The organism is Faecalibacterium longum (assembly GCF_040094125.1).
Classification (GTDB): Bacteria; Bacillota; Clostridia; order Oscillospirales; family Ruminococcaceae; genus Faecalibacterium; species Faecalibacterium longum.
On the sequence record NZ_JBBNIH010000104.1, the window covers coordinates 1 to 16,712 of the forward strand.

General features: G+C 44.7%; 22 protein-coding genes. 14 read left to right on the forward strand and 8 right to left on the reverse strand.

Going from position 1 to position 16,712, the window contains the following annotated elements:
- From AAAU26_RS03565 to AAAU26_RS03620, 12 genes are all read left to right on the forward strand, one after another.
- Nucleotides 1–542 (forward strand): CbrC family protein (locus AAAU26_RS03565; RefSeq protein ID WP_227619651.1); only part of this gene is annotated, 542 nt, incomplete at its 5' end.
- Between the two features lie 15 nt (nt 543–557).
- Complete coding sequence (locus AAAU26_RS03570) at nt 558–1,337, forward strand: hypothetical protein (RefSeq protein ID WP_117506235.1); 780 nt, start codon at nt 558–560, stop codon at nt 1,335–1,337.
- 12 nt (nt 1,338–1,349) lie between these two features.
- Nucleotides 1,350–2,228 (forward strand): DUF4261 domain-containing protein, encoded by an 879-nt coding sequence (locus AAAU26_RS03575; protein WP_105204588.1) that lies wholly within the window; start codon nt 1,350–1,352, stop codon nt 2,226–2,228.
- A 169-nt stretch (nt 2,229–2,397) separates the two neighbouring features.
- Complete coding sequence (locus AAAU26_RS03580) at nt 2,398–3,360, forward strand: helix-turn-helix transcriptional regulator (RefSeq protein WP_119310468.1); 963 nt, start codon at nt 2,398–2,400, stop codon at nt 3,358–3,360.
- Nucleotides 3,361–3,491: 131 nt separating this feature from the next.
- On the forward strand, nt 3,492–3,860 hold the full coding sequence (locus AAAU26_RS03585; protein ID WP_003524836.1) for a helix-turn-helix domain-containing protein: 369 nt from the start codon (nt 3,492–3,494) through the stop codon (nt 3,858–3,860).
- A gap of 68 nt (nt 3,861–3,928) precedes the next feature.
- Entirely contained in the window at nt 3,929–4,486 is a 558-nt protein-coding gene (locus AAAU26_RS03590) for an ImmA/IrrE family metallo-endopeptidase (protein WP_425518609.1), read from the forward strand.
- Nucleotides 4,487–4,590: 104 nt separating this feature from the next.
- Entirely contained in the window at nt 4,591–5,127 is a 537-nt protein-coding gene (locus tag AAAU26_RS03595; protein ID WP_002592913.1) for a hypothetical protein, read from the forward strand.
- A gap of 311 nt (nt 5,128–5,438) precedes the next feature.
- Nucleotides 5,439–5,987 (forward strand): sigma-70 family RNA polymerase sigma factor, encoded by a 549-nt coding sequence (locus AAAU26_RS03600; protein ID WP_006059623.1) that lies wholly within the window; start codon nt 5,439–5,441, stop codon nt 5,985–5,987.
- A 487-nt stretch (nt 5,988–6,474) separates the two neighbouring features.
- Nucleotides 6,475–6,855: a type II toxin-antitoxin system PemK/MazF family toxin gene (locus AAAU26_RS03605; protein ID WP_002569115.1), complete on the forward strand. Its 381-nt coding sequence runs from the start codon at nt 6,475–6,477 to the stop codon at nt 6,853–6,855.
- Nucleotides 6,856–6,885: 30 nt separating this feature from the next.
- Nucleotides 6,886–7,113: a helix-turn-helix domain-containing protein gene (locus tag AAAU26_RS03610; protein WP_002589006.1), complete on the forward strand. Its 228-nt coding sequence runs from the start codon at nt 6,886–6,888 to the stop codon at nt 7,111–7,113.
- A 104-nt stretch (nt 7,114–7,217) separates the two neighbouring features.
- Nucleotides 7,218–7,655: a helix-turn-helix domain-containing protein gene (locus AAAU26_RS03615; protein WP_024739393.1), complete on the forward strand. Its 438-nt coding sequence runs from the start codon at nt 7,218–7,220 to the stop codon at nt 7,653–7,655.
- Nucleotides 7,633–9,024 (forward strand): tyrosine-type recombinase/integrase, encoded by a 1,392-nt coding sequence (locus AAAU26_RS03620; protein ID WP_069411180.1) that lies wholly within the window; start codon nt 7,633–7,635, stop codon nt 9,022–9,024. The genes AAAU26_RS03615 and AAAU26_RS03620 overlap by 23 nt, the downstream gene beginning before the upstream one ends.
- A 790-nt stretch (nt 9,025–9,814) precedes the next feature.
- Here the strand turns inward: AAAU26_RS03620 and AAAU26_RS03625 are convergent.
- From AAAU26_RS03625 to AAAU26_RS03655, 7 genes are all read right to left on the reverse strand, one after another.
- Nucleotides 9,815–10,120: a hypothetical protein gene (locus AAAU26_RS03625; RefSeq protein ID WP_002304425.1), complete on the reverse strand. Its 306-nt coding sequence runs from the start codon at nt 10,118–10,120 to the stop codon at nt 9,815–9,817.
- Between the two features lie 85 nt (nt 10,121–10,205).
- A complete protein-coding gene (locus AAAU26_RS03630; RefSeq protein ID WP_227619650.1) occupies nt 10,206–11,579 on the reverse strand; it encodes a site-specific integrase in 1,374 nt (457 codons plus the stop codon).
- Between the two features lie 4 nt (nt 11,580–11,583).
- Nucleotides 11,584–12,207 (reverse strand): helix-turn-helix domain-containing protein, encoded by a 624-nt coding sequence (locus tag AAAU26_RS03635; RefSeq protein ID WP_117416106.1) that lies wholly within the window; start codon nt 12,205–12,207, stop codon nt 11,584–11,586.
- A gap of 117 nt (nt 12,208–12,324) precedes the next feature.
- Nucleotides 12,325–12,537 (reverse strand): helix-turn-helix domain-containing protein, encoded by a 213-nt coding sequence (locus AAAU26_RS03640; RefSeq protein ID WP_431834272.1) that lies wholly within the window; start codon nt 12,535–12,537, stop codon nt 12,325–12,327.
- A gap of 30 nt (nt 12,538–12,567) precedes the next feature.
- Entirely contained in the window at nt 12,568–12,972 is a 405-nt protein-coding gene (locus AAAU26_RS03645; protein WP_431834273.1) for a type II toxin-antitoxin system PemK/MazF family toxin, read from the reverse strand.
- Nucleotides 12,973–13,490: 518 nt separating this feature from the next.
- Nucleotides 13,491–13,796: a helix-turn-helix transcriptional regulator gene (locus AAAU26_RS03650; protein WP_205457054.1), complete on the reverse strand. Its 306-nt coding sequence runs from the start codon at nt 13,794–13,796 to the stop codon at nt 13,491–13,493.
- A 261-nt stretch (nt 13,797–14,057) separates the two neighbouring features.
- On the reverse strand, nt 14,058–14,621 hold the full coding sequence (locus tag AAAU26_RS03655) for a hypothetical protein (protein WP_227619648.1): 564 nt from the start codon (nt 14,619–14,621) through the stop codon (nt 14,058–14,060).
- A 286-nt stretch (nt 14,622–14,907) separates the two neighbouring features.
- On the opposite strand from AAAU26_RS03655, the gene AAAU26_RS03660 reads away from it, so the two are divergent.
- Both AAAU26_RS03660 and AAAU26_RS03665 read left to right on the forward strand, forming a co-directional pair.
- On the forward strand, nt 14,908–15,357 hold the full coding sequence (locus AAAU26_RS03660) for a helix-turn-helix domain-containing protein (protein WP_002304411.1): 450 nt from the start codon (nt 14,908–14,910) through the stop codon (nt 15,355–15,357).
- A 51-nt stretch (nt 15,358–15,408) separates the two neighbouring features.
- Nucleotides 15,409–15,963 (forward strand): ImmA/IrrE family metallo-endopeptidase, encoded by a 555-nt coding sequence (locus tag AAAU26_RS03665; RefSeq protein WP_002304410.1) that lies wholly within the window; start codon nt 15,409–15,411, stop codon nt 15,961–15,963.
- 162 nt (nt 15,964–16,125) lie between these two features.
- On the opposite strand, the gene AAAU26_RS03670 is transcribed toward AAAU26_RS03665, so the two are convergent.
- Nucleotides 16,126–16,503, reverse strand: a complete 378-nt coding sequence (locus AAAU26_RS03670; protein WP_002578940.1) for a helix-turn-helix domain-containing protein — start codon at nt 16,501–16,503, stop codon at nt 16,126–16,128.
- Between the last annotated feature and the right edge of the window lie 209 nt (nt 16,504–16,712).

The window sequence follows — 16,712 nt, forward strand, 5'->3', positions numbered from 1 at the left end:
GGGAGCGGCAGGCCCAGCTGGGCCTGCCCACCTTCCGGTATCACCCGAACCCGCTGGAAACCGGCGCCTTTGAGGAGTCCAAAGAGGGTGTTGTCTGCGACTGCTGCGGCAAGATGACCCATATTTTCTATACAAATCCGTTCTTTTCCGTGGAGGATATTGCATATCTGTGCCCAGAGTGCATCGCCAGCGGCGAGGCGGCCCGGAAATATGACGGCAGCTTTCAGGACGATTTCTCTGTGGACGATGGCGTAGACGATCCTGAAAAGCTGGACGAGCTCATCCACCGCACTCCTGGCTACTGTGGCTGGCAGCAGGAATACTGGCGTGCCCACTGCGGCGACTACTGCGCCTATTTGGGCTATGTGGGGGCCAGAGAGCTGCGGGCACTGGGTGTGCTGGAGGAAGTGCTGGACGATCCCATGTGGGACGAGGAACAGAAGGAAATGATCCGGGAATCTGTCAATGGCGGGCATCTGCAATGCTATCTGTTCCGGTGCCTCCACTGCGGAAAGCACCTGGTCTGGATGGATTTTGATTGAAAAGGAGGCAATACTATGGGACTTGACATCTACGCCGGAACATTGACCCGGTACTATTCTCACAACTGGAAAACTGTTGTTCAGCAGTGGGCGGAGGAAAACGGATACACCTTTAACCGGATCACCCCGGATGGAGAACCCGCCGACAACGAGGAGGAGCTGTCCCCGGCTGAGATCCAGGCGGCAGTGGAGGACTGGCGGGATCAGATCTTAGCCGCCATTTCCCAGCCGAACCAGCCGCACTACACTCCATGGCCGGAGGACAACGAGCGGCCCTATTACACCGATAAGCCGGATTGGGATGCCTTTGGCGCTATGCTGCTGGTGGCTGCCTGTCATACATACGAGGAACCGGTGCCTCTCACCGTGGAGAAGGACTGGGACTTCGGGGAGCATCCCCTGATTGCCCGCCTTGCATCGGACGAGGAGCGGGTGTGGTCCCTGCTTCGGGGCGCGACTTGGTGGCTTCCCCTCACCGACAGCTTTCTATTCCAAGGCCCTCTGCCCACCGATGATCAGACGATGATCGCCACCTTGGGCGGACTGCGGAAGGAGCTGGAAAAGCTGAACCAGCTGGCATGGCAGGCCGATGAGGACACCATCCTTGGCTGGGCAGACACGGAGGGATACCCGGTAGACGGAACCGTAGACTCAGATGGACAGTACAGCAAGGCAGACATCCCGGAACACACCCAGTATGACACCCAATCCCTGGCCAAGTTCGCCTTCTCCATGTTCTGGCGGGCCATGCGGTTTGCCGAGGAACAGCAGGTGCCTATCCTGCTTGATTATTAAGGAGGAAACCAAATGAGCAATAAAGCTTTCCAGCAAAATCTGGACGACAAAAAAGGCCCCCAGCCCGGTGGCCCCTATCTCATTCAGATGCTGTTCAAAGAGCCGGTAGAAATGCCGGATAAAGAAAAAATGACTGCCGTAATGGAGAAGCACATCGGATCAACAGAGTGCTTCTGTTATGATAAGAAAATGGCTGGCTTTGCCGCACAGGAGCATATTGCAGAGTTCAAGGACGGAAAATGCCCGGTGCAGCTGATGGTGATGAAATGCGACAAGTTCAAGGGCAAAGGCTTTGATGCCTTCCTGATGAGCCAGATGTGGGACTGCCAGGAGGACCGGGAGCGGATCTTCCGGGAGTGTAAATATCAGGTGGTAGCCACCGATATGCTGGCTGCGGCACTTCCGGCGCTGGAACGGGCCAACCTGGACGCCGACTTTCTGGAGGCTCTGGCGGAGCTGTACCCCACCTGTGAGGCATTCTATTTCCAGAGCTGCGGCAAACTGTTTCTGGCGGAGGCTGTGCGTTCTCACCAGATTGAAGGCTCGGATCGTTTCATCCGCTTTGGCGTCAATGTTCGCTTCTTTAATATTGAGGGCACTGAGGATATGCTCATCGACACGGTGGGCATGAGCACCCTGTTCCTGCCCGACCTCCAGTACCACTTCCACGACATGAACCCAAATTGGGTGGTAAACCATGCCTACAATGTGGCGTCCTATATTCTGGAGCATGATAACCCCATTCAGGATGGGGAAACCATAGACGGCGTGGCGGATAGCCAGATGTGCCGGGAGGTCCAGTGGAAGTGCCAGTATGAGGACTCCCTGATCCAGCCGCCCAGAGGGGTGCTGGACATCAACATGGGAAACTATGCTTCGGGAGGACGCTGAATGAATGGCGTTGTGCTCCTGGCAGGCGGACTTCTGCTTGTGGCGGTGATCAAGCTGATTATAGATCGAAATTGGATCGGCCTGCTTCTCTGTGCTGTCGCCCTGCTTCTGGTCTTTGGGGCTGGACACCATACAAAATAGGCCATTTTAAGAATCGAGGAGGTGAAGTATGCAGAATTCAACAAATATGCGGATACTGGAATTACTCCGGTTTCTCTATGAGAGGACCGATGAAAACCATCCCGCCACAGTATCTGACATCATTGCCCATCTGAATGGAAAAGGAATTCAGGCAGTGCGGCAGACTGTTTACGCAGATACCAATGCGCTGATCGATGCAGGGATTGATATTGTGGTGGTCAAGAGTACCCAAAACCAATATTTTATGGGAAGCCGACCGTTTGAGTATCCTGAACTGAAAATGCTGACAGACGCAGTAGCATCCTCGAAGATCATTTCTGCCAAGAAATCCGAGGAACTGGTACAGAAATTATGCCGTCTGACCAGCACACATCAGGCAGAACAGCTTCAAAAATTTGCTGCTTTATCCAGCCGTGTCAAACCGCATAATGAAAAGGTTTACTATATCATTGATAATATCCAAACAGCGATTGGAAACCATCAGCAAATTCGGTTCCAATACTATGAATATACTCAGGAAAAAAAGAAAATCTTAAAGCACGATGGATATTATTATGTCGTAAATCCCTATGCGCTTGAATGGAAAAATGACCATTACTATTTGATTGGATTTTCTCTGAAGCATCAGAAGATTGCTCACTTCCGTGTAGATCGGCTAACAAGTGTAGAAAATCTTGAAACTTGCTTTATGCCGATAGAGGGATTTGATGTAGCCTCCTATACAAATAAAATGGTTGATATGTTTACATCGGAGTCATCGAAGGAAGTAACCCTTCTATGTGAAAACGAATTGATGAGAGTAATCATAGATCATTATGGAGAAGATGCCCCTGTTGAGAGATATGATGACGCGCACTTCACAGCAAAAATTGAAGTGAACCCCAGTGGAACTTTTTATGGCTGGATATTCAAATTTAAGGGAAAAATAAAAATTCTATCCCCAAAAGAGTGCATTATAGAAATGCAGCAAATCGCTCAGGAATTTATATAGCGCAAAAGAGGTGTTATTGATTTTTAACACCTCTTTTCAAATGAAATTTTTATCCTTGAAGTGAACAGATGTTCGATATACAATATAAGCAAGATGTTCGCAGTTCGTCGAACAAATGAGAGGTGAATGCTGTGGGCAATATAACTTTTGGATCATTTATAGCCGAGAAACGCAAGGCGCACAAATTCAATTTACGCGATACAGCCAAGCATTTGAATATTGCTTACGGCTATCTGTGTGATATTGAACAAAGCCGCCGTCCTGCACCCAATGGAGATTTTGTGGAACGCATCTCCGCCTTTCTGAATTTGGATAAATCAGAATATGAGTTGCTTTTGGATCTGGCTGCAAAATCACGCAATACAGTATCTGCTGATTTGCCAGACTATATCATGGAAAAAGATATTGTTCGGGCAGCCTTGCGTGTGGCAAAAGAAGTAGACGCTACCGATGAAGAATGGCAGACATTTATGAAAATGCTAAAGGAGCGTAAACGATAGGGGGGATAGCTTTGTCAATTCCACAAATCCGTACAGAAGCAATCGAGGCGGTAGGGCGAAAAATCCTGATGGAATATGATCCCTCTCTGCTATCCGGGCAACCATGTTCTGTGCCAATCGAAACCATTATCGAGACAAAGTTTGATCTAATCCTGGAGTTTCATACACTAAGAAAAAACCCCAAGATATTAGGGGAAACAATTTTCGATGATGGTGCCGTTGTTTTATATGACCAGATACAGAGACAGTATCGAATGATTGCAGTAAGAGCTGGTACAATCTTAATTGATGAACGGCTTTGTGATCCATCAAAATTAGGGCGGCTCCGTTTTACCTGTGCCCATGAGCTGGCTCATTGGGTACTACATAAGAAGTTGTACTCTGGTACTGGAGATGTTGCTGCTTATAACGGAAATGTTTCTTCCGACGAAAGTCATGGCATAATTGAGCGTCAGGCGGATACTCTGGCCTCTGCTCTGCTAATGCCTTTACCGCAGATCAAAAAATGTTTTTACCGGCTTAGAATAGGCCGGACAGATGAACAGCTCATTGCTGAAATGGCAAATATTTTTGAGGTTTCCAAGCAAGCAATGCAGATTCGTCTAAAATCCAGAAACCTGATATAACCAAATGGGGGAATAGAGAGAGGCACTGCCCTCTCTCACGCTCCTCTGCTATGCTATTTTGTACCTAATATGTTCGCAATATTGCGAACAAGGAGGGATGTTCTATGAGAAAAGAAAGCACAACAATCCAAAAATGTAACAGCAGGCTAACAGCTTTGGGGCTTAACAGCGACGCTGCGTTTCATAGAAGTAAGCTGATTCTAAAGATTTACCGTGATGTAGTCTGGGTTCTGAGTGAACGGGCAGAAGAATTACAAGAAACTGCTTGGATTATGGGAGAACAAGATATAGAGTCTGGCCTCTGCTATCTTGAAAATTTTGCACCAGATATTGAACTGCAAGCCTTTGAAGAAAAAGTTTGCTGCCTTGTTCAAAATCAAATGTTGGTCAATATTATTGACCGTGCACTCCTTCGTCTGAAACGGTATCCGGATCGAGGAGAACTTTACTATGAAATTTTGACTAAGCAATTTATCTATCGGTTCAACAGTACAGAGAAAGAATTGCTGGAAGAACTAAATATAGAGCGCAGTGTCTTTTATGACCGAAAACGAGAAGCCATCTATTTATTTTCTGTTTGCTTGTTTGGATATTCTATTCCAGAAGTCCTGGAGGAGCTGCCCCGACTAAATCCCGACTAAATCCCGACTAAATCCCGACAAATCCCCGACCTAATCCCTACTCCCTTCCGACTTCCGACCTGCTATACTTGTTATAGTGGCAGGAATGCGCTAAATTGAATACTTTTCTACATAAGGCCCGGCATTAACCGGGCTTTTTTCATTCCTGCTGCAATATGGCGGCAGGAACATGGCTGGAGGTGAAAACACTTCCGGCCTTTTTCTTTGCCCGGTATTAGGAGGCCGGTATGCGCTGGGAGGCGTACATAGCAAAATATCCATGACACCGTTCAAATTCGCTGACTACCAAGAATTTGAACGGAGGAAAGGATATGACGAGAGTATTCATTTGGAAAAATAACAGCCCACAGGAATGGGAGGAAATCAGTTTTTCAGCGTTCAGTAAGGCACGCCGCAATGGTTGCTTTACTGGGCGCTTTTTTGTTGAAACAGTCAAAATGTTCCGTGATGAAGATGACCGCATTATCATGGAATGTTCTCGCAAAGATTTTGAAAAATACCAACAGGAGGACCGCCACAGCCGCTATCTCCAGGAACATGAGAAAAGTCGCTCTATATTCCCGGCTTCTCATGTGGGAGATCGTGACGGCACAGAGGAAGGTTATCAGGATACAGATTTGTTTGTGGATGAATCTGTTGATACTGCGGAACAAGCTATTCAGAATTTACTTCTTGAGGATTTACACCAAGCTCTATTGAAACTGAGTCCAGCAGAACGAGATTTTATATTGTCCTATTATGAAATGAAAATACCAAATGCAACTTGTTTAGCCCAACGATATGGTATTACTCGGCAAGCCGCAGATAAGCGATTGAAAAAAATTGAAGAAAAAATAAAAAAGTTGGTTGCGATTTTCTAAAAAAGTGGCAGTAGCAAGTGAGAGGGAAATCCTTTCACTTGCACCTTGACAACCTCATATACGAATCATTAAGTTTGATCCTCTTTGGGCGTAATAGCCGCTACATCAGCGGTATATTTTCTGAGAGCTGCCACTCGCATAACAGGCCAACCCATTTTTGCTGTATAGATGAGTTTTCGATTTATCAGAAATATATCAGGCTGGAATACATCGGATGGCATCCGGTCATGGCATAACAAGGAGGAAAGCTCTCTTACAGCCATAGTCCGAGCGTGATAATAACCGTCGCAGGCCATGGGTAAGACCAAACGAAGTGGAGGTGAAACTCCTGAGAAGCAGGCCAGCCACCTGCGGCTTAATGATTACCCAAGTCCCTGGGGTGTCGTGGACAAGTAAGGGATAAAACAGGCGCTAAATTGAAGGAGACTCTGTAATTTGCAGAGCCTCCTTCTTACATAATCAAATCTCAAAACATAGGAGGATGAACATGAAAGAAGATTGGATTTATAAGCGTGGGGATTTATATTATGCCAATTTGAATCCTTATTTTGGATCAGAGCAAGGCGGCACCCGTCCTGTCCTGGTTCTTCAAAACAATGTGGGGAATTTTTTCTGCCCCACTTTGATCGTAGCTCCGCTCACCAGTAAATGGATTAAGAAAAAGGAGCTGCCCACACACTATGCACTGGAGAGCGTTCCAGAGCTTGGACTGAAATCTGTTGTTCTGCTGGAGCAAATTAAAACGATTGATAAAAGGCGTGTTTTATCGTACATTGGGCGCGTATCTCGCGAAGAAATGAGAGCGATTGATGATGCTCTGCAAGTTAGTTTAGATATTCATATTCCGGAGGAAATGGAGGCTCCGTAAGGCCACTTACCGGATAAAGGAGGCGTTTTTATGTTTGAAGCAAGAATTGCGGAATTGAACCGCTTTAATGAACAAAATCCTGTCAGCTATGACAAAAGAACCTATACGGTCGATGAGATTCAGGACATTCTAGGTATCAGTCGTCCCACAGCATATAATCTGGTAAAACAAGGTGTATTCCACAGCGTCAGAGTCGGCGGTCATATCCGCATTTCCAAAAAGAGCTTTGATGACTGGCTGGATCACACAGATGAATGATTTGTCAAGGATGCCGATCTCCAAATCGACATCCTTAACTTTTTTTCTGCTTTCTCTTACAATGAGGCCATAGCAAGAAAAACTTTATAGAGGAGGCAAAAGCCATGCAGAAACAAAGAGTAAAGACCAGTATGTCTGTACCAGAGATGGGCAAAATGCTTGGGCTTGGTAAAGTAGAATCCTACTGGTTGGTTAAAAAGAACTATTTCAAAACAATTCAAGTGGCCGGACGAATGAGAGTTATGCTGGATAGCTTTGAAGATTGGTATGCCTGCCAGTTCCACTATAAAAAAGTGGATGGTACACCGCCCGGAGAGAAATGGAGGCATACTACGATGTCAGTTCCGGAAATGGCGGATCTTTTGGGGCTGAAATCTGGCACAGCTTATGACCTTGTTAAAAGGGGCTATTTTGAGACGACCTTGATTGATCGAAGAATTCGTATCATTACCAGCAGTTTTGAAGCCTGGTATCAAAAGCAAACTCATTATGTGAAAATCTCAGAAAGGAGCAATGAAAATGGCATCTATCGTGAAGCGTAAAAGCAAATATTCTGTGGTGTATGATTACACAGATGAAAACGGAAAACGCAGACAGCGTTGGGAAACCTTCAGCACAAATGCAGAAGCAAAAAAACGAAAAAAGCAAATTGAGTATGAGCAGGACTCTGGAACCTTCTTTATTCCTACGGCAAAGACCCTGAACGATCTGCTCGATGAATATATGTCCATCTATGGTGTAAATACCTGGGCAATGTCAACATATGAAAGCCGCCGTGGTCTGGCGAGAAACTACATAACTCCTATTATCGGAGATATGTTACTATCCGACATCACTCCAAGGATGATGGATAAGTATTACCGCGATCTGCTCTCTGTGAAAACGGTAAGCGTCAACAACCGCAAACCCACAAGCGAATATCTGACCCCGCATACAGTAAGAGAAATTCACAAGCTACTTCGCAGTGCCTTTAATCAGGCGGTGCGTTGGGAACTAATCAGCCGTAACCCTGTCCTGAATGCGACACTTCCCAAAGAAGAACATAAAGAACGGGATATATGGACTGCCGAAACGCTGAGCAAGGCTATGGAAGTCTGTGATGATCCTATCCTCTCCCTTGCCTTAAATCTGGCGTTCTCCTGCTCTTTACGCATTGGTGAAATGCTGGGCCTTACCTGGGACTGCATTGATATTGCACCACAGAGCATAGAAAATGGTTCAGCTTATATATTCGTCAACAAAGAGCTGCAACGGGTTACACGAGGTGCATTGGACGATTTGAGCGACAAAGGTGTTATTAAGAAGTTTCCACCTTGCATAGCCAGTACCCATACTGCTCTGGTCCTGAAAGAGCCTAAAACCAAAACCAGTATTCGCCGCGTGTACCTGCCGAAAACAGTTGCCTATATGCTGGTAGAGAGAAAAAAAGAAATTGATGAGCTGATGGATCTGTTTGGAGATGAATACATCGACAATAACCTGGTCTTTTGCTCCAGCAATGGCCGTCCGATGGAAAGTCAGGTGATTAACCGTGCTTTCAATAAACTTATCAAAGAAAACGGACTGCCTCATGTTGTGTTCCATTCTCTCCGCCACTCCAGCATCACCTACAAGCTGAAACTCAATGGCGGCGATATGAAATCAGTCCAGGGTGACTCCGGTCATGCTCAGGTTAAAATGGTTGCGGATGTCTATTCTCACATCATCGACGAGGATCGGTGCATAAACGCTCAGCGATTGGAGAAAGCTTTTTATTCCTCTAAGACTCCTGATCCCGTTGAAGATACAGAGCCAGAAACTGCGGATACTGCCGTCACTGAAAGTGATGAAAGTGATGCAGTGAAGATACTGGAGCTGCTTAAAAATCCCGAAACTGCCGCACTGCTCAAGCAGCTGGCAAAGGCTTTATAAAGTCCCCACCTCAGAAGAACGCCTCTCGCTTTGTGAGAGGTTTTCTTCGTTTGAACCACTTTGCACAGTGACCAAACACTTTTTTTGTTAGCAAGGTTCTGAAGGCATTTTTGAGCGATGTTAGCAAATTCGCGATTTTGTTTGCAACTTCCTCTAATTTCTGCTAACAAATGTTTGCAAGTTCCTTTGGTAAAAATCGAACCTCTGACTTACCGCCTTTCTTAGCAAAAGGCCAAATCTCGTTAGCAAATGTTAGCAAACCAAGGTTTTTTGCAAAAAAGCCACCAAAGCCGCAAAAATAAGAAAAGCCGAAAACCCTGATAAATCAAAGGTTTTCGGCGTGTTTGCTGGCGTCCCTGGCGGGATTCGAACCCACGGCCTTTCGCTTAGGAGTAGACCCGATACGACATCGGGAAGTGGCATCTAATGCTTAAAAATGCTTGGAAATACAAGGTTTTTCAGCATTTCAAATCCCATCTGATACTACGCTGTGATAGCTAATTCAGAGGGATTTTACACCGTCCGATTGGCTCGAAATTAGCAAGTCTTTCGATTTTTGGTGGACGTTGCAAGTGCAAGTAAATGTCACTATGTAACTTCTCGTGATGCGAAATGATAGGAAATCCTATTCATTCTCGTGTGAGGGTGCGGGTGTCCTTAGACACAGATTTCAGTCTGTTTTATATATCATTTCAAAATGAATTTTTCAACCAGAATTATTAAGAATTTCAAAGGTTTTTTCAGACTCAATGATTCTATGTAATTTAGACCCGCCGAAGCAGGTCTTTTTTTATTTCAGCATAATCTCTCTATCCTCAGCACCGAGCATATAAGCACCCTTGGCAAAAGCATCCCTTGCCAGAAGCTCTGCTACATCAACCCTATCGAACAGCATCCATATTTCTTTCTCTTTCGGAGTCAGTTCATGGCTATGGTCAAACAAATGCTCAAGTCCCAATCCTTCAAGCAATGCCGACTTTGCTGCTTTGTATTCTTCGGCTCTGCCAACATATTCGTCGTTCCTTTCCTTGGAAAATGCCTCGATATTGTCAGCTCTCAGATGCTCGTAATACTCGTCCATAAAGATTCTATCCATACTCGTTGACCTCCATAACAAAAAAATAAGGGCAGACCCTTTTACAGCTATTGTAGCTATGTAAAAGGATCTGCCCTTGCAGTTACTATAATGTTTTTGCCAGCGACTTCAGGAGTGCTGCCATTTCCGGATTTTGCAGAAGCTTCAGAAGAAGTTCTTTATCATCAGCGGAGCTTTCCGTTGCGGCTGGTTGAACCGGCTCAGGCGTTGCCCGTCTGCCTGAGTAGAACGCAGCTTCCATTCTTTCAGCGTTCAGTCTGCGGTCATCGTCGATGATATGGGAGTAAACATCCGCTACCATCTTGACCTGTGCATGACCGGAATCGCCTTGAACGGATTTCATATCGCCGCCGTTCAGCTTCAGCTTGTAAGTGATACTGGAATGTCGGAGACTATGGAAAACCACTTTCGGCAGTCCCTTCTCCTCAATCAGCTTATTGAAAGCACGGTTGATAACCTGCCCCTCAATCGGCTTGCCATTGGAAGAACAGAAAACCAGATTGAAGTCTACGAACTCGTCACCGAAAAGGTCTTTCAGTTCTTCGATGTCAGCCTTTCGCTGTACCAACATTTCCGCTACGGTTTTCGGTAAGAACACCTTGCGGACACTTGTTTTGGTCTTAGGAGTTTTGAGAACCAATGCGGTATGCGTACTGGCGAAGGTCGGCGGGAACTTGAACATGATGTCCTTACCGTCCAGATCTGCCATCGCTTCACGATTTACTCTCTGCAACTCCTTTTCAACGAAGATGCTTGCCTGACCAAGTTCAATACTGGTAGAGGAAATGTCAATACAGTCCCAGGTAAGCCCCAGAAGCTCACCCATTCGCAGGGAACAGGAGAAGGCAAGGTTAATAGCCAGACGAAGAATATCATCGTCACAGGCTTCCAGAGCCTTCTGGAGTACTTCTGCTGTCCAGATGTCCCTGGTCTTGTGTTCTTCTTTCGGCAGCGTAGCGTGCTCCACAGGGTTTCTGGTCATCAATTCCCACTTGACCGCCTGATTGAAAGCGTTTCGCAATGTCTTGTGAACCTCTCGGACAGTATGCGGAGTCAGATATTCTGTACGGGCTTTTACATACTTAGAAGAAACCGCTTTGACAGAAAGCAAATCTCGGTAATACTTGTCCATGATTCTCGGCGTGACATCCTCCAGCTTCATATCACCGATGAGGGGACGAATATAGTTTGCAATCAGGCTCTTTCTGCTTTCATAGGTAGACATCGCCCAGGTGTTCACACCATAGATTGACATATACTCATCCAAAAGATCATTGATGGTTTTAGCAGAAGGGGGAATAAAGGTTCCGGACTCCTGCTCATATTCAACCTGCAACTTCCTTTTCTTTGCTTCGGCATTCGTTTCAAAGGTTTCCCACTTCTGACGCTTGTTGCCGTTCTCATCGGTGTATGTATAAACCACAGAATACTTCTTTTTTCTCTTAACGATAGATGCCATGTAATCAGCTCCTTTCCTGTCTATCTTCCGCTAACTGGTAGCGGGTCTGATTGTGATACCATTTTTCAAAGCTCTCTTTGGTAGCTCGCTTATACCTGCCAACCTTGATAAGCTCAAAATCTTCATTGGCAACGATATAGTAAATGGTCTGACGATGTACCCCAAGCATTCTTGCCATTTCCGGCAGACCGTAGGTGGATGCCATAATATCTGCATCCAGTTCCTGATCCTCTACCGTGCGGTAATCGGTTTGAGAAGCATACCATCTTTCAAAGCTCTCCTTTGTCACTCTGCGCTTGCCCAGGACATCGACCACATCAAAATGCCCTTTGGCAACCAGTTCGTAAGCAGTCGCTTCTTTCAGCCCAAGGCGCTGTCCAAGCTCCTCCATTGAATATGTAGTTTTCTTCAGTTCCTCGCCGGGAGGGGTTCCATCGACCTTCTGGTATTTGAACTGATTGGCATACCATTCTTCAAAGCTGTCGATCATCACCCTCATGGTGTTGCCGACAAGAATGGTTTTGAAGTAATTCTTCTTAATGAGCCAGTATGACTCCGTTTTACCAAGACCGAGCATCCTGCCCATTTCCGGAACAGACATACTCGTGCGTTTTCTCATTTCCGCCATCGTACAACCTCCTATGTAAAAAATGTAGCCATGTGTTTCTTGTCATGGCTACATTTTATCGAACTCTCAATATGTTTTGAAGTTTGTCGCCGGGTTGTACGACACCCTTGACAAATCTTACATTTGATGATCCAACCACTCATCAAAACTCTTTTTGGAGATTCTGATGCTGCCGCCAATGCGGACACTGTGAAAAACTTTCTTTTTCACAAGGTTGTATGCACTGGTTCTGCTGATGCCCAGAATATCCTGAATCTCATCAACCGTATAGGTTCTCTTATCAAACTGAACTGCGTTAGTAGCCATCGCTTCTTCGGTGCGCTGATTCATGGCAGCGATTCTTTCTTCAAACATTTATGTTCACTCCTTCGTTCTCTTTGCTTTATGTTTTGTGGGACGCTTTTTCAGCTGCTCCATTGCCAGACTGACGGATAAGGCTTTCTCAATCGCTACCATTTCACGGGGCGTTACCTTACCTAAGTAATTATCAATCCTGCTCTTATCAATGGTGCGAATCTGTTCCAGCTGAACAACGGACGCTTCTTTGAATGCAGGATTGTCGTAAATAACAAAGTGCGTCGGCATATTCGCTTTCTTATGGATTCTGGTGGTGACCGTTGCCACAATCAATGTGGGAGAGTGTTTATTACCGGTGTCGTTCTGAATGACGATAACCGGACGGATACCGCCTTGTTCTGACCCAACTACCGGGTCCAGATTGGCGCAATAAATATCACCACGGCAATATACCCAATTTTCTTTCATCATGTGCCATGACCTCCTTTCGTTGGGTATGTAATAACTGACTGCCCGAAAGGAATCAGGCAGTCAGTCCAAAAGTCTATGTGTCCCATATTTGCCACGCACCCCTGGGAAAGAGGGCTTACGCCCTCAGGGAATCACCGAACGACTGATTGCGAATCAGTTCCATAGGAATCTAACCTCTGCCGGGTTCTCCGCCAGCTCCGTAGAGAAGTATCTTTAATCCTGTTGCTTTCATGGCCGTATTGGGAGCAACCCAATATTTACAAGCCAGTATTGATCGCTGGCATCGGGAGAGAGACAACTGCTTTAATTTATAGAAGAAAGTCGTTCTGTTTCTCTGTCCGATACGTCACGGCGTACCGCTGATGTGGCTGATGCTCTCGCACCGGCAACAGGAACGTATTCGATGACTGTGTATTCAGTTTTCAAGGATCAAGCAGCCGATTTTCTTTGGCTGTATCTAAATTGTACCTGTTCCTCATGCGAGTTTTTATTGCCTCGTAGGTATAGTTTTGAGGTTATTCACGTCCTAAAAATATGTAATCAAGGGTTGTTTCAAAGCGCACAACCAGTTCGATTGCCAAATCAATAGAGATACCTCTGTTGCCGGTTTCAATTCGTGCAATGGTGTTTGCGGCAACACCTAACTGCTCCGCAAGCTGTTCCTGTGTAAGCCCATGTTCCTTTCTCAAGGCTTTAATTCTTTTTCCGCTTTCAACCAAGTCGTAATACATTTTCGTTCCTCCGTGTTCTTGAATTTGTGAAGTTGCAAAATCAAAAACAGAGGGAGGAGATCGTGCCCGATTCGCAATGCCCTTTGCCATCTGCCTGTCCTCCTTGCAGGCATAAAAAAAGAGCCGGAGTAAATTACTCCAAGCTCTCGTTCATGCCTTTGTGTTAAAATGAAGGAAGATAGGCAGGTATAAAAAAAGCCCCGTACCCATTACAGGTACGAGGCGTAACTCTCTCTATTCAATTTTATGCTACTATCTCCCAGCATAGCCATTTTAACACTGGACAAGTCGGACTTTCAGTAGGGAAACCGTCGTATTTTCATCGGATTTTAGTCGGACTAAAATCCTGTCTTAGCATTCACAATAACACAATGCTTCTTCCTCCCTGGCACTTTCCAGGAAATCCTTCAATTTAGGAATGGCTGTTCCCCAAAGTGACAGACCAAATAACAGTATCGCTTCTTTCTTTCGATCATAGTAGGTGCTGCGTTCCATATTCAGAACCTCCAGCATTTCTGATTCCCTGTACTTGAAGCGGTTGAGATATGCCTTTGAGATAATCTCACAGTACAGAGCGCCTTTATCCGGATATTCTCTGATTTTCAACATAGCCATATCTACCAGCTCAATGATCCACTTTGTCTCAAATAAGCTACGGATGCGTTCTTCAAATCGTTCTCTCGCTTCATCCGGAGCAAAGTTCTCCAGATAAATCAATGCACCATCTAAGCTGTCACCGTAAGTACAAATAAGGGTATCACATACATCATTCGCACGATCAATGGTAGACCAGCACACCTCTCGATATATGGATAAAATCAGCTTTGCTCTTTCATACAGAACCTTCTCGTCAACGTTCTGCATCCGGCAAAGCATTCGAATACTGCTTAATACCTGTGTATTATATCTGCTCATTCAGAATCTCCTTTCAGCCTAATCCATAAAATAAGAATTCCTTTCTAACTCCTGTCACTTGGCTAAAGGGAAACAAATACCATGGGACAAGAATGACTATAACTTCCGATATTTGATTAAAATAACAGAAGTGAAATCGGAAGTTCTTGACTTTACAAAAGTTCCGATATATAATTAAGTGGAACTAAAACTTCTGTCTTGATTCTCATTATAGCATTTTCCAGAAGTTTGTCAACAAATAATCGGAAGTTACGAATAAATATTTTTTGAAAGGAAGGATACTACCATGACATTTGGAGAAAAAATTAAAGAAGCTCGTTTGGCTATGAACCTATCTCAAACGGAGCTTGCCCAGATGACCGGCATTTCCGAAAGATCCCTTTACACCTATGAGCAGCTCGGAACACTCCCCAGAAAAAGCAACATCAGAAAACTTGCTGAAGCGCTGCATATCTCTGTGTCCTATCTTTTGGACGAATCTGAAACGGATAGCCAGAGCCATATAGATCAGGATATGTTTATTTTAGAGGCAAAGGAAAACTTCGGTTCAAAAGGAGCAAAAGAAGCTCAGGAAGTGTTGGGTCGTGTAAATTCTCTGTTTGCCGGTGGAGAATTGGACGAGGACGCAAAAGATGTATTCTTCCAGGCGATTATGTCAGTTTATATGGACTCTAAGAAAACAGCACGGGAAAAGTACACTCCGAAGAAATACAGAAAGCATAAAGATAAAGAGTAAAATCCTCAAGCACAGAATATGTTTTCTGTGTGCGATTCGGAGGTGAAGCAAATGAAAACGGCAGAGCATATCATTGAAACTGTCGATAAGCTTGTGCGAAAATATCACACCAGAGACCCTTACGAGCTATGTCAGCTGTTAGGTATCAAAATCCACTATTACGATTTACAGAAGAAATTGAAGGGCTTCTTCTATTACCAGTCCAGACAAAAGAATATCGTGATAGATCACAATGTGAACGGTATCCTGGAGCGTATATTAGTCGCACATGAATTAGGACACGCTGTCCTGCATACAAAAATCGCTATGATGCACGGCTTTCAAGAAATGGAAGTTTTTGATGATAGATCAATCGAAGAAAATGAAGCAAACTTCTTTGCGGCGGAGCTTCTGTTAGAAGATGGGAAAGTCCTGGAATGCCTTTCGGAACACACATTTTTTGAAACGGCTAAAATGCTCTATGTACCGGCAGCATTATTAGACTACAAATTCAGCCTGCTCCACGAAAAAGGAGAGCTGGTAAATTCGATGTATATTCGTAAAGCAGATTTCCTGAAAGAAGATCTTCATGCCTACGATAACGACATTGGTTATGGCGATATATGAATATCTATTTTTATATCTTTACAGAAAAAGTCCACCAGTACGATGCGTAGTGCATCATGACTGGTGGACTTTTTGCTTCTTAAAGAATCAGTATATTGTGCTGCAAAAAAGAACCCCATAGCAGTTCACTCTGTACCGTCAATGGGCTTCTTTTTCATTATATCAATCAAGCTCCGCTTTTTTTATCATCTCTTGCTGGTCAATCAAGACATCAATCAACTTTCCTACGGTTATCAATGTTGTTACATTACACTTTTTCAGTTTTGCAGCAATCTCATTATCAATGATGCTGTCGCATTTTGCATATGGGGTATCCAGTAAAAAATAGTCAAAGTTCTTTTCCAAGACGAATGCCAGTTTTAGAAGCATTGCCAAAGAAACTTTCGTCTGTCCAACTTCAACATGGCTCATATGATTGTTCGAGCAACCAACCAACGCACCCAAATCAGCCTGACTATAACCCTTTTCCAGTCGGGCAGCTCTAATGCGCTGACCAATCTTAACGTAATCAATTTCCGGTTGCGTTTCAATCACCTCCATGCTGTGTATGATTCTGCTATACATTATAAAATGTACCAAAAATCTCAACAACCAACATCGGGTGCAAGTTGCATTTATAAATGCAATATGATAAAATTTTATAGGCAGATTGCATTAAATGATAGAATGAAAAGAACCCCAAGACGACAATATGAGCTATCTTGAGGTTCTTTAAAATAAAAAATTCGTAGAGTACATTACTCCACGAA